The sequence below is a fragment of the Protofrankia sp. CiP1_Cm_nod3 genome, from assembly GCF_982290655.1.
Genome location: NZ_CEVIVD010000043.1, coordinates 1,509 through 12,860 on the forward strand (window position 1 = coordinate 1,509; position 11,352 = coordinate 12,860).

General features: G+C 70.0%; 11 protein-coding genes and 1 pseudogene. 2 read left to right on the plus strand and 10 right to left on the minus strand.

Translation table 11 applies throughout. The annotated features are described in order from the left end of the window. Positions 1-448 precede the first annotated feature (448 nt). The 4 genes from AC5LUJ_RS10800 to AC5LUJ_RS10815 form a co-directional block, all read right to left on the minus strand. The gene (locus AC5LUJ_RS10800; RefSeq protein ID WP_250285561.1) at positions 449-1,198 is read right to left on the minus strand and encodes an HAD-IIB family hydrolase; all 750 of its coding nucleotides are present in this window, start codon (positions 1,196-1,198) and stop codon (positions 449-451) included. Positions 1,199-1,577: 379 nt separating this feature from the next. Then, positions 1,578-2,480 carry an esterase/lipase family protein gene (locus AC5LUJ_RS10805; RefSeq protein WP_250285560.1) on the minus strand — a complete coding sequence of 301 codons (903 nt, stop codon included), beginning with the start codon at positions 2,478-2,480 and terminating at the stop codon, positions 1,578-1,580. A 504-nt stretch (positions 2,481-2,984) separates the two neighbouring features. Continuing rightward, a complete protein-coding gene (locus AC5LUJ_RS10810) occupies positions 2,985-3,284 on the minus strand; it encodes a Scr1 family TA system antitoxin-like transcriptional regulator (RefSeq protein WP_493464868.1) in 300 nt (99 codons plus the stop codon). Between the two features lie 183 nt (positions 3,285-3,467). Then, entirely contained in the window at positions 3,468-4,346 is an 879-nt protein-coding gene (locus AC5LUJ_RS10815) for an LLM class F420-dependent oxidoreductase (RefSeq protein ID WP_250285559.1), read from the minus strand. A 97-nt stretch (positions 4,347-4,443) separates the two neighbouring features. Between AC5LUJ_RS10815 and AC5LUJ_RS10820 the strand changes: the two genes are divergently transcribed. Continuing rightward, positions 4,444-4,818: an ArsR/SmtB family transcription factor gene (locus AC5LUJ_RS10820; RefSeq protein WP_250285558.1), complete on the plus strand. Its 375-nt coding sequence runs from the start codon at positions 4,444-4,446 to the stop codon at positions 4,816-4,818. A 32-nt stretch (positions 4,819-4,850) separates the two neighbouring features. Here the strand turns inward: AC5LUJ_RS10820 and AC5LUJ_RS10825 are convergent, their stop codons facing one another. From AC5LUJ_RS10825 to AC5LUJ_RS10845, 5 genes and pseudogenes are all read right to left on the minus strand, one after another. After that, entirely contained in the window at positions 4,851-5,966 is a 1,116-nt protein-coding gene (locus AC5LUJ_RS10825; RefSeq protein WP_445548215.1) for a helix-turn-helix transcriptional regulator, read from the minus strand. Positions 5,967-5,977: 11 nt separating this feature from the next. Further along, positions 5,978-6,943: a hypothetical protein gene (locus tag AC5LUJ_RS10830; protein WP_493464869.1), complete on the minus strand. Its 966-nt coding sequence runs from the start codon at positions 6,941-6,943 to the stop codon at positions 5,978-5,980. A gap of 185 nt (positions 6,944-7,128) precedes the next feature. Then, positions 7,129-7,539 (minus strand): arsenate reductase ArsC, encoded by a 411-nt coding sequence (locus AC5LUJ_RS10835; protein WP_250285556.1) that lies wholly within the window; start codon positions 7,537-7,539, stop codon positions 7,129-7,131. Positions 7,540-7,565: 26 nt separating this feature from the next. Then, positions 7,566-8,410, minus strand: a pseudogene (locus tag AC5LUJ_RS10840) (aquaporin). Then, the gene (locus AC5LUJ_RS10845; RefSeq protein WP_250289805.1) at positions 8,410-9,024 is read right to left on the minus strand and encodes an ArsI/CadI family heavy metal resistance metalloenzyme; all 615 of its coding nucleotides are present in this window, start codon (positions 9,022-9,024) and stop codon (positions 8,410-8,412) included. The pseudogene AC5LUJ_RS10840 and the gene AC5LUJ_RS10845 overlap by 1 nt, the downstream one beginning before the upstream one ends. A 94-nt stretch (positions 9,025-9,118) precedes the next feature. Here AC5LUJ_RS10845 and AC5LUJ_RS10850 point away from each other — a divergent pair, with 94 nt between their 5' ends. Beyond that, a complete protein-coding gene (locus AC5LUJ_RS10850) occupies positions 9,119-9,559 on the plus strand; it encodes an ArsR/SmtB family transcription factor (RefSeq protein WP_250289803.1) in 441 nt (146 codons plus the stop codon). Positions 9,560-9,626: 67 nt separating this feature from the next. Here AC5LUJ_RS10850 and AC5LUJ_RS10855 read toward each other — a convergent pair whose 3' ends face one another. Further along, on the minus strand, positions 9,627-11,144 hold the full coding sequence (locus tag AC5LUJ_RS10855; protein WP_250289797.1) for a substrate-binding domain-containing protein: 1,518 nt from the start codon (positions 11,142-11,144) through the stop codon (positions 9,627-9,629). Positions 11,145-11,352: the final 208 nt, after the last annotated feature.

Sequence of the window (11,352 nt, forward strand, 5' to 3'; positions counted from 1 at the left end):
CCCATGCCTCGGTGCGCGCCCGCTCAGCGGCCAGCGCCTCACCGTCGCCGTCGTGCGGTTCGGCGCGGATGTCGTCCCAGTCATGGAACTCGGTCATGAGCCCTCCCGCCGCTTCCTCTCCACGGCCAGCCATCCGCCATACGCGACCTCGGCCGCGGGGATCGCCGTCCTGTACCACCGCGACCAGTCACCAGCCTTGTTGCCGGCGACCAGCAGTACCGCCTGCGACCAGGATCGAAAACAAAGATCACCCGTATCGCGACATCACGGCCCGACCGTGGACGCAACTCCTTGAGATTCCTGACCGTCGACCCCCTGTAGTCCCTGACCAGGGCTTCTGCGTTACTCATCAGCACAACGGGCGATCTACGCTGCTTCTGTCGGACGGTAGCGGAGACCGTCTATCTCTGTCGTCCTATCTCTGTCGTCCAGCAGTGCTCCGCCGACCTCAGCTCCTGCTGCCCACGCTGTGCTGTCCGGACCCGGCCTCGACCCAGCCCAGCTCCAGCAGCGCCTGTAACACGCCCGCGGCGCCGGGCTGCTGGGGCCGGTGGACGCCCTCCTGGCCGTCCAGCGCGGCGATCAGTGTGGGCTCGGAATTGCCGACGGCCACGCCATGCGCACCGATCCGGAACATGGACAGATCGTTGAGGCTGTCCCCGGCGACCAGGATCGAGGCGGTCGGCCAGCCCTGCGAGCGGGCGAGAGCGGCCAGGGCGTTGCCCTTGGACGCGCCCCTGGGCAGGACGTCGAAGTAGCGGTCCGCCGAGTAGCTCCAGGAGCAGCCGAGCGCCTCCACCGCATCGGTGATGGCCGGCGTGAGATCTCCGGGATGGAGGAAGAACGAGCAGCGGCCCTCCTGCGGCACACTGTCCTGGTAGATCAGCGCGGGGAAGCCGCGCAGCGCGGCGCGTATGCGCCCGGTTCCGGGCCAGCCGGCTCGCAGTTCGTTCTGCAGCGGTTGGAGCGGCATGTGGTCGACACCGTCGAGCACGGTCGCGCCGACGTCGGCGATGATCCAGCGGGGCCTGGGCACCAGCGGGTCGTCCAGCGCCTCGCGGATGGCGGGCAGACCGCGCCCGGTGGCGAAGACGACCACTACCTCGGGGTGACGGTTCAGCGTGTCGCGCAGGCGCCGTCGGTCGGTTGCGGCTCCGCCCAGCAGGGTTCCGTCGAGGTCGGTGACCAGGATTGGCACACGGGTTCCCTTCGTGGCGGGGGCGCCTGCTGTGAAATGGACCGTACGGTTTATCGCCGCGTCCCCCACCACGCCCGCCAGCACCGACCGAACACCTGTTTCTACTCCGGGATCATCAGCGATGATGACCGAGAGTCGAGAAGATGACAGCAAACTGTCATTCTGCCGGTATTCGTGGACGAGCCCACCGGGCCGATCATATCGGAGGACCGGCACGCCGGGTTCGGGCAGTGGGCCGGCGCCTGTGCGGAACGGTGCATATTGGCGCAGTGACCGGTGTGGCCGGTGGCTGTTGTAATGATTCCCGCCGTCCAGTCCACGACGGGCGGCACCGGGCCAAGCAAGTGCTGGCCCGGCGCCGCCCATTCATTGCCCAGCGCTACAGCGGGAGCCCGGACCCGCACGGAACGGGCTGGCCGTGCTGGGGGTCGAGGGCGTTGAGTACCAGCTGGACAGTGGTCACGTCGTAAGGCATCCCGACATGCCCGACGGGGTCGTTGGGGCAGAAGGTCTGCACGGCCTGGTTGGTGACGTTGGGGCCCGCCGGCAGATAGCTCACCGCTTCCGGTGGTGTGGCCACCTCGTCGCGAGTGGTGATGATGTTGGTGTAGGTGACGCTCGGGAACGCGGCCTGCGGCGAGTTCAGTGCGTTGAACGCGGGCCAGGTGGACAGTTCATAACAGGCCGGGCAGCCCAGTAGTTCGATCGTCTGCCAACCGGGCACCAGGTTGAGGACGGTCAGCAGCCCGCTGATGGTGGGCGGGGCCATGGATACCGGTGAGATCCCGACGAAGGCCGACACGTGTGTTGTGCCATAGTTCTTCATGTACAGCCGGGAGATAAATCCGCCTTCGGAGTATCCGACCAGTTTTACCTTGCCGGCTCCGGTGCTGGACACCACCTGGTTGACGAAGGCGTTCAGTTCGCCCGCCGAGTTCCCGGTGTAGCCGATGCCACCGGCGTTGGCGGTATACCAGAGCCTTCCGTAGGTTATGGTGTAGACGCAGTACCCGTTATTGGCGAGTATCGGCGCGAGCGCCTGCCAGTTGGCGTTCTGGTTTTCGGTGATGCCGTGCACGAGGATGACAGGTTCGGGATGTGCCGCGCTCGGCCTGCACGACCAGTCGTTCGCACCCGGGGGCGGTGAGGCGTTCAGCTGACCGGACGCGTAGGCCGATAACGCGTCCCAGTTCACCGGATATGTGGCCGCGGCCGCCGGGCCGCTGCCGATGACGATGGTCGTGGCAACGATCACTGTGACGACCGCGACGACGCGGCCCATCCTTGATCGTAAATGACACTCCTTTTGCAATTTCCGGTGCAAGACATGCTCCTTTTGCAGTTGTCAACGCGAGATGATGTCGCGCCTTATTTCACACAGGGGTGATAGCGTGACAAATCCATCCTGTCCGGCCTGCCATACATTCATGGGTCATGTCACCGGATGGCGATGGGCGTGATGTGCCCGGCGAGCCGATGGCCGCCGCGAAGGGACGGAGCACACCAGAAGGACTATCCGGCGATCTCCCCTATATCGCCATTGTCGCAGAATTTGGACCTACTGTAGATTATTCCCCTGGCAGGGTCAACAACGTTGTCCTGCTGGAGGGCGTGACCAGCACGTCGACGGTCGCCCGACAGGGCCTCTGTCCGTCCGGGCGGGAAGGCCGGGATAAAGGCGTTGGGTCATGGGCCGTGTCTTCAACCGTGTTACCGGGTCAGATGTCGGCAGAGGTGCTGGTCACAGCGGTGCCGCGGGATGGCGTGGACGATGGCCGGTCGACGGCTATGTCTCGTGGACGATCCGGGTGAGCGTGTCCACGGTGGTGCGCGCAGGTGCGCCGGCTATTGCCAGGCGGGACATGACCTGCGGGTACCGGTCGACCTCGTGGGGCTTGTCGAGGAAAAGGGCTCCGATGGGCTGCTCGAGGTACACCACGTCGGTCTGGTCCGTCGCGGGTCGCTCCGGTCCCGGGAAGCGGAGGATGGTGAACACTCCGCATTCGGCCACGTGAGCGCCGAGCGCGAACGGCATGATCTGGATCGTGATGTTCGGCCAGGCGGACAGGGCAAGCGGACAGGGCAATCAGATGCTCAAGCTGGGCATGCATCACCGCCGGCCCGCCGGTCGACCGCCACAGCACCGCCTCCCGGAACGTGGCTCATCACCGGCCGGCACCGAGCCGGGCCCCGGCAGCCAGCGCGCTCTTCCAGGGGTTCTCCCGGCCGGCGCCGCGTCGGCTTCAGCCGCCGTGGCCGCAGGGCTTCTTCACAGGAGCGCGGCGGCGAGGGCCTGCCAGGCCTGCCTGGGCGGGCGGCCGCCGCGGGTGGCCAGGTCGATATCCGGTGCGAGGACCTGCACGGCCACGTGGTCCGCGCCGGCGTCGTGATGTTCGGCGACGCGCTTCGCGATCCGCTCGGGGGTGCCCCAGGCGACGAGGGCGTCGACGAGCCGGTCGCTGCCGCCGCCCGCGACGTCGTCCTCGGTGAAACCGAGGGCCAGCAGGCTGCGCACATAGTTCGGCAGCCGCAGGTAGTAACCGACGCTGGCCCGGGCGAGAGCTCTGGCGGTGGACGGGTCGGTCTCCAGGACGACTTTCTGCTCCGGGGCGAGCAGCGGGCCGGCGCCGAGCGTCTCGCGGGCGATCCGGGTGTGCTCGGGGGTGACCAGGTAGGGATGGGCGCCGGCCGACCGCTGCCCCGCCAGGGCGAGTGCCTTCGGGCGCAGCGCCGCGAGCACCCGCTGGTCGACGGGCACCGGCTTGGCGGCGTTGTCGAGCGCGTCGAGGTAGCCGGCGAGATACTCCAGCGGCCGGGTGTAGGAGCGTCCCAGCCGCTCCACGATCGGCGCGTGGCTGACGCCCAGCCCGAGCAGGAAGCGGTCCGGGTGGGCCGTTGCCAGCCGGTGGAAGCCGGCGGCCAGCTCCGCCGCGTCGACCGTCCACACGTTGACGATCCCGGTGGCCACGACCAGCCGGTTCGTGGCGGCGAGCAGTTTCTCGGGCAGGCTCAGGCCGGGTGTGGCGGTGCCGAGCCACAGGGCTCCGTAGCCCGCGGCGTCGAGCTCCGCCGCGGCCTCGTGGGCGGCGTCGTCCTCCCAGATGTGCGACGGGGACCAGATGCCCACCCGGCCCAGCGATATCGCCATGACGATCTCCCTCATGTGTTCGACAGCGGTCGAATGGACGTCAGTGTACGATACCTGTCGAACACAGGGGATTCGGGAAGACGGACTCGAGGAGACGATGGCCGGTCAGGCGCGGCGCACCCGCACTCTGCGTCACACCGATCCGAAGGACGTGCCTCTCCAGGACGCCCTGGAAGCTCTCGCGGACCCGGTCCGCCGGCTGATCCTGCGGACGTTGGCGGGCGAGCCGGAGTTCACCCGGGCCTGCGGCACGTTCGATCTGCCGGTGTCGAAGGCGACCGCCAGCCACCACTTCGCCGTGCTGCGGGCCACGGGGCTGCTCGAGCAGGTCGACCAGGGGCCGCGCCGGCTCAGCCGGCTCCGCCGCGCCGAGTTCGACGCCCGTTTCCCGGGCCTGCTCGGCCTCGTGCTCGCCGAGGACGAACAGCCCGGACCAGCGCCGTGTGACACCCACGCCGCTGCGTCCCGGTAGGCCCCCGACGCCGGCGGTGGACGCGGAGGCGCTCAGTCCTGGGCGATGCCGTGGTAGGCCGCGACCGCCTGGGAGCGGTTGACGGCGCCGAGCTTGGCGAGGATGTGCTTGACGTGGGTCTTGACCGTGCCGACGGTGATGACGAGCTGTTCGGCGATCTCCTGGTTGCTGGCGCCGCCCGCGATGAGCGCGAGCACCTCGCGCTCACGGGCCGTCAGCTCGTCGAGACCGCCTTCGCCGCGGAACACCGATGACGCCGTCCGGGCGACGGGGGTGTCGTCGTCGGGAGCCGTGACAAGCTCGATCTCGGCCTCGGTGAGCTCCTCCAGCGCGGTGCCGACGACGGCCAGCGTCTGGCGCACCCGGTCGCGCTGGAGACGCAGGCGCTCCACGAGCACCGAGCGCTCGTGGAGATGACCGAATCCCTCACTGAAAGCCCACAGCACATCACGATCAGTCTCGTCGCAGGCCTGCCCGCCACTGCCGTGGTCGGCGTGCAGGAAACCGACGACACGCCCCGCGGGAGTGATCGGTGCCACCACATACGACGTCGCCTCGCCTGCCCGGATGATCGGATGTACCCGCGGATCCGCGGTGTCCGTCACCAGGCCTGGCCGACGTTCGCTCAGCAGCTCCGTTTCCAGGACGAAGTCGTCCAACGGGATCTCGCGCTGGGCCCATTCGGCGAACCACGGCTCGTCCCGTATCACTCTGTTGGCCTTCCACGGCCGCCAGACGCCGTCCTCGACGCGTGCGAGCAGCACCCGCGCGAAGCCGCAGTTCGCCGCGGTCTCCTCGCATACCCGGTCCTCCAGCGCCTTCGAGCTGATCACCGTACGCAGCAGGCTGAGCCCCCGCTCGCAGCGGGCGATGCGTCGCGCTCGCGACGCCATCCGCGTTTCGGCCTGCTCGACGGCCAGGTCCTGCAGATCGCAGACCAGCCGGGCCAGCGCCGCGGTCGACTCGGCGTCCGGCGTACCCGACAGCAGGCGTTCGGTGCACGCCGCACTCAGCGCGTCCGCCGCACTCAGCGCGTCCGCCGCGCCCGCCATGTCCGCCGCGCCCGCGCGGCCGAGCTCCGGCGTGACGCCCAGCAGCCGTGCGGCACGCTCGAACAGGTCCGTGGCCCGCCCGCTCACGCCGCTCATGGATGGAGCCGTCATGTCAGCAGGCCCGCCACCGGGTCGTCGGCGGCGGCCGTGGGCCGGAAGAACTCGGCGGCGCGGGAGGCGACGGCGCCGAGCTCCCGGTCACTGCGGGCGAGCAGGATCTCGTCCTCGGCGAGCTGCCGCAACTGCCGTTCGGCCAGCTCGAAGGCATCCTGGGCCTGGGCCCGCTGCCGGGCGAGCCGCTCCAGCAGCACCGTGCGCTCGAACAGCAGGCCAAAGCCCTGGGCGAACGTCCACAGATTGTCACGATCCAGTGTTGTCAGCTCGCGCCGCGACCCGTAGCAGTCGGCCTGCAGGAAACCGATCACCCGGCCGGCCGGCATCACCGGCGAGGCCACGTATCCCACGCTGTCCGACACGGCCATCAGCTCCTTGTTGGTCCGCGGGTCATCGGCCGCGATCACCTCGGCGGTGCGCCTGCGGATCAGCTCCGTCTCCAGGACGCCGGGACCCAGCGGAATCCACGTCCCGCGCAGGTACGTCTCCGTCGCCCGCGACACGTCCGGATCCAGCCCCGGGGCCAGCCACACCGCTTCGGCGCGCCACGTCGACCCCCGGCGCCGCGAGATCACCGCACGGTCGAAGTCACAGCACGCCCCGAGCTCGGCCGCCGCCGCGGGCAGCAGCTCGGCAACGGTCCCACAATCCCGCAGCCTGGCCAGCCCGCGATGGATCCGTGCCACCGCCGCGAACCGCACCGACACCGCGCGCTCGCGCAGCTCTCCCCGCAACCGTCTGAGCTCGACCAGGCTCAGGCACAGCTCGCCCGCCGTCCGGGCGTCGGGTGCGGGACGGGCACACAGCACAGCACGGATCTCGGCGCCGGCCGTCGCGAGCGCCCGCTCCAGCTCCGACGACTCACCGGCGTCCCCCAGCGCCGGGCCCTCCAGCACCGCACGCGCCCGTTCCGCCAGCTCGCCGACCCGGTCGAGCGGTAACCCCCGGTCGACAGCCACCAGACAATCATGCTGGTCCAGCGCATTACGCGGAAGTGAAAGAAGCAAAACACGGCCCATCCGGCTGGGCACCGGGCGGGCCGCCAGAGCGTCTCCTTCGGCATGCGTTCCGGCGGCTTTCCCGTGGCGCTGGTACGTCCCGGGGCGCCGCCGCCGGGCGGTGGGGCGGGCACCGGAAATGATCGTCAGGAGCCGGGAGGCAGGAGGTCCCGGAGAAGTTTCTCGACACGGGCCCGGATCTCATCCCGGATCAGACGGACGGCGTCGATGCCCTGACCTGCGGGGTCGTCGAGTTTCCAGTCCTCGTACCGTTTCCCCGGGAAGACCGGGCAGGCGTCCCCACAACCCATGGTGACCACCACGTCGGAGGCTTCCACCGCCTCCGGCGTGAGGACTTTGGGCGTCTGGGCGCCAAGGTCGATCCCCATCTCGGCCATGGCCGCCACCGCGACGGGGTTGACCCGCTCGGCCGGCAGCGACCCTGCCGAGCGCACCTCGACGGCGCCGCCGGCCAGCCGGGTCAGCCAGCCGGCGGCCATCTGGGACCGCCCGGCGTTGTGGACACAGACGAACAGCACCGAGGGCTTCCCGGACATACGTCGCTTCCCCTTTCTTCGCGTCTTCACAGTGGGACGCCAAGGGCCGGCCCAGCCGCCGCGCCATCGGACGTCGGGCCATCGGACGTCGGGCCGTCCGACGTCGGGCCGTCCGACGCGGCGCCGTTGGACGCGGTGGTGATCCGGTCGCGAGGCGGCAGAACCCGCGGGCCCTGGCCGGGAACAGGCGGGGGCGGCGGATAGAGCAGGCGTGTCAGCGCGTAGCCGACCGTGCCGCCGATCACCTGCATGCCGACGAATGCCGGGACGGATGCCGGGGCTATCCCGGCGAAGGTGTCGGAGAGCATCCGCCCGATGCTGATCGCCGGGTTCGCGAAGCTGGTCGAGCTGGTGAACCAGTAGGCCGCGCCGATGTAGGCGCCGACCGCCGCCGGGGCCCGTTCAGCCCGGCCGGAGCGCGCCAGCGCGAAGATCAGCAGAACGAGGCCGGCGGTCGCGACGACCTCGGCGAGCAGGTGCGCGCCGGACGCCCGGTGATGCGTCGAGATCGACACCGCCGGCTCTTCGAACATCAGGTTCGCCAGCACCGCCCCGCCACGCAGCCGGTGACCTGGGCGGGGACGTAGGCCGCGGCGTCCCGCCACGGCAGCCCGCCGAACGCGGCGTCCACCCCCGAGACCACCGGGTTGAAATGCCCTCCGGAGACCGGCCCGACCATCAGGATGATCGCGAACAGGCCGGCGGCGGTCGCCGCGGCGTTCTCCACCAGCTGCAGCCCGGTCTGTCCCGGGCTGAGCTGCGTCGCGGCGATCCCTGAACCGATCACCAGGGCGGCCAGCAGCATGCTGCCGACCGCCTCGGCGACCAGCCGGCGCGCCAGCGGCGGTGGGCCCGGCCGCTCCCGTACCATCAGGAGCCCATGGGGCCGGTGGCGACGACCGGTACGGCCGTACCGGCATCCGTCATACCGGTATCCCTCCTCGCGGCGTGTGCGGGGCTCGCCGGCTCCCCCGCCATCTGAGATACCGGCGTGGCCGTGCCGGCGGACGTCGGCGCGCCGCGCTCCCCGACCGGCCCGCAGCCGCATCCCGAGCCCGGCTCGCTGCCCGGTTGCGCCGTCCCCGGCAGCGGTCCGGCGTCGGCGTCGGCGTCGGCGAGCACCGTGTAGATCTCCCACGGGGCGCCGTCGGGGTCGTCGGCCCAGACCTTGTCCTGCACCGCGTAGCAGCAGGTGCTGTTCTTCTCGGTCGCCGTGTCCAGCCCGGCCGCGGCCAGCCGCGCGGCTGCCGCGGCCACCTCTTCGGAGGTGGCGACCTCGACGCCGAGATGGTTGAGCGCGCCGGCCACCCCGGCGCCCCGGGCCCGCGGGTTCTCGATCAGCACCAGCTTCAGCGGCGGCACGTCGACCGCGAAGTTCGCGTACCCCGGCCGGCGCTTCGCCGGGCCGGCCCCGAACAGCTTCGTGTAGAAGTCGACCGCTGCGTCCACGTCGGAGACGTTCAGCGCCAGTTGCACCCTGGCCATCACGATCAGCCCCTCATCGCATCGATCAGCATCAATGTCTTCCTGCCAGACGTGACGATGACCCCACGCATAGACGGCTGTCAATAGGCGGGGCATGCTGAAGGGCATGGTGACCGCACCCCTGCCCACCCCGCTCCGTGCGCGCGCCACGCCCACGGGCCCCGACGCGCGCGCGGATTCCGACGCACCCGGCCTCGCCGGTGCCGCCGGCGTCACCACGGCCTGCTGCACCCCGCTGACCAGGGCGCCGCTGTCCGCCACCGAGGCGGACCGGCTTGTCACGGTCCTCCGGGCGATCGCCGTGCCCGCCCGGCTACGGCTCCTGTCGATGATCTTCGCTCACGAGAACGGTGAGGCCTGCGTCTGCGAGCTCACCGAGCCCCTCGGCCTGAGCCAGCCCACCGTCAGCCACCATCTGAAGGTCCTGGTGGACGCCGGGCTGATCACCCGGGACAAACGCGGCGTCTGGGCCTACTACCGGGCCGTGCCCGACGCCCTGGCCGCCCTGGCCACCGTCTTCGCGCCCACGCGGTAACCGCACGCCCACGCGGTGGCCGCACCCGGGCGGCCCCCGTGGCCCAGCCGCTTCCGGTAAGGGCCGGTCACCGCTGGCAGCGTATGAAGCCCTCCGGGCTGTAGCACGGCAGATGCCCATGGGCCTTCATCACGTCCTGGCCACCGCCCCTGGCCAGATAGTTCAGGAAACTGGCGGTGAGGGAGCCCGCGGGCGGCTGGCCATAGGTATAGGCGTACTCGATCTCCGTGAAAGGGTAGGCGTCGCCACCGATGGTCTCGATCGACGGCATCTGGCCGTTGATACGCAGAGCATGCAGGCCGCTGGACGCGACGGCGGCCTGCAGCTCGCTGTAGCCGATGGCGCCGGGGAGTTTCGCCACGGTCCGCAGCACCCGTTCGGTGCTGTCGAGTTCACAACGGACGACCCTGTCCTGCGGGGAGTTCTTGTGCTCACAGTCCAGCGAGGTCAGTGCCGGCTCTCCGAGCCCGTCGAGAATGCGCCGCCGGAACAGGTCACGGGTACCTGAGTTGGCATCCCGGCTCACCAACAGGACGGGCAGGTCGGGGCCGCCGACCTGGCTCCAGTTGAGGACGTCACCCCGGTAGATCCTCCGTATCTGGTCGACCGTGAGATCCACGGTCGACACGCGGTCGTTCACCACCAGCGCGAACGCGGAGACCGCGACGCGCTCCCCCGTCATCTGCGGATAGCCGGCCGGCTTGGAACCGTCATAGACGGAGATCACCGCTGGCGGCCCGCCGGTGGTCTCGGCCGCGGCCTCCGCCAGCTCCTGGATACCCTCGTTGCTGCCGTGCGGGTTCACCGTGACTCTCGTGCCCGGGCAGTCCGACTCGTATTTCTCGGCGATTTCCCGTACGACCGGCGCGAAGGCCGTCGAACCGATGACAGTGAGTTTTCCGGTGGCGCAGCCGATGGGCGCCGGCACGTCCCGGCGGACGACGATGACCGCCAGTGCCATGACGCAGATGGTGAGCAGAATGGTGATCCAACGAGCGGGTCTGCTGAACAGGGGCGGGGTGTCGTCGACTGTTGTGCTGCGGTTGAGCTTCACATTGCCGTCCCGGATCCCGCCGGTGACCCGGACACCGCTGCCGACCTGGCCGCCGGTGAGCAGCACGAGCAGCTTGTAGTGCTGGCCGCGGTTGAGCGGGACGCGGGGCAGGGAGATCGTGCTGCCGCTGTGCCGCATGGCCCCCGGCGGGGCGAAGTGGTCCATCAGGTGCTCGGCGCCGGACTGGGTGACGGCGACGCCCCTGACAGTTCGCTCGGCGAAGACGACGGTGAGGCCGTTGCTGGTGTAGTCGGTGTCGGTGATGCCCTCCGCGCCGTCGTTCTCGACGCGCAGGAGGACGAGGGTGGCATCCGACATGTCGGGGAGGTCGTTGAACAGGCCGAGCCGCATGTCCGCCTGGCTCTGCCCACCGCGGTTGTCGCTGCCGATGGGAGTGTCCATCTGCACGCGGTAGCCGATGCGTCTGCGGCGAGGCACCCGGCGCTCGTACCAGACCACGGCGAAGGAGGCCATGATGCCGAGCACCGCGGTGAGTACGGCCACGATGCTCTCAGTGCTCAGCCAGCCCACGTCCGCCTCATCCCCACATGCACGGTCAGGCCGATATGTCGTGCGACGAACGTATGCGTTCCGTGTCAGGCCCGGCGTGTTCCGTACCGCCCGACCCTCGGACGTTCGCCGTGAATTCATCTCGGCCAGCTGCGCGTTCATTCCGGTAGGCTGTGCGTTAACCTCGGCCGGGCGGTGGGCGCCGGCGGCCCGTGGGTACTGTTGTTTC

Bases quoted from the DNA above. Each gene is read 5' to 3' on its own strand.
- AC5LUJ_RS10805 (WP_250285560.1), bottom strand. From the start codon at position 2,480: ATGGGCCGCGTCGTCGCGGTCGTCACAGTGATCGTTGCCACGACCATC.
- AC5LUJ_RS10815 (WP_250285559.1), bottom strand. From the start codon at position 4,346: ATGGCGATATCGCTGGGCCGGGTGGGCATCTGGTCCCCGTCGCACATC.
- AC5LUJ_RS10820 (WP_250285558.1), top strand. From the start codon at position 4,444: ATGGCCGGTCAGGCGCGGCGCACCCGCACTCTGCGTCACACCGATCCG.
- AC5LUJ_RS10825 (WP_445548215.1), bottom strand. From the start codon at position 5,966: ATGAGCGGCGTGAGCGGGCGGGCCACGGACCTGTTCGAGCGTGCCGCA.
- AC5LUJ_RS10835 (WP_250285556.1), bottom strand. From the start codon at position 7,539: ATGTCCGGGAAGCCCTCGGTGCTGTTCGTCTGTGTCCACAACGCCGGG.
- AC5LUJ_RS10845 (WP_250289805.1), bottom strand. From the start codon at position 9,024: ATGGCCAGGGTGCAACTGGCGCTGAACGTCTCCGACGTGGACGCAGCG.
- AC5LUJ_RS10850 (WP_250289803.1), top strand. From the start codon at position 9,119: ATGCTGAAGGGCATGGTGACCGCACCCCTGCCCACCCCGCTCCGTGCG.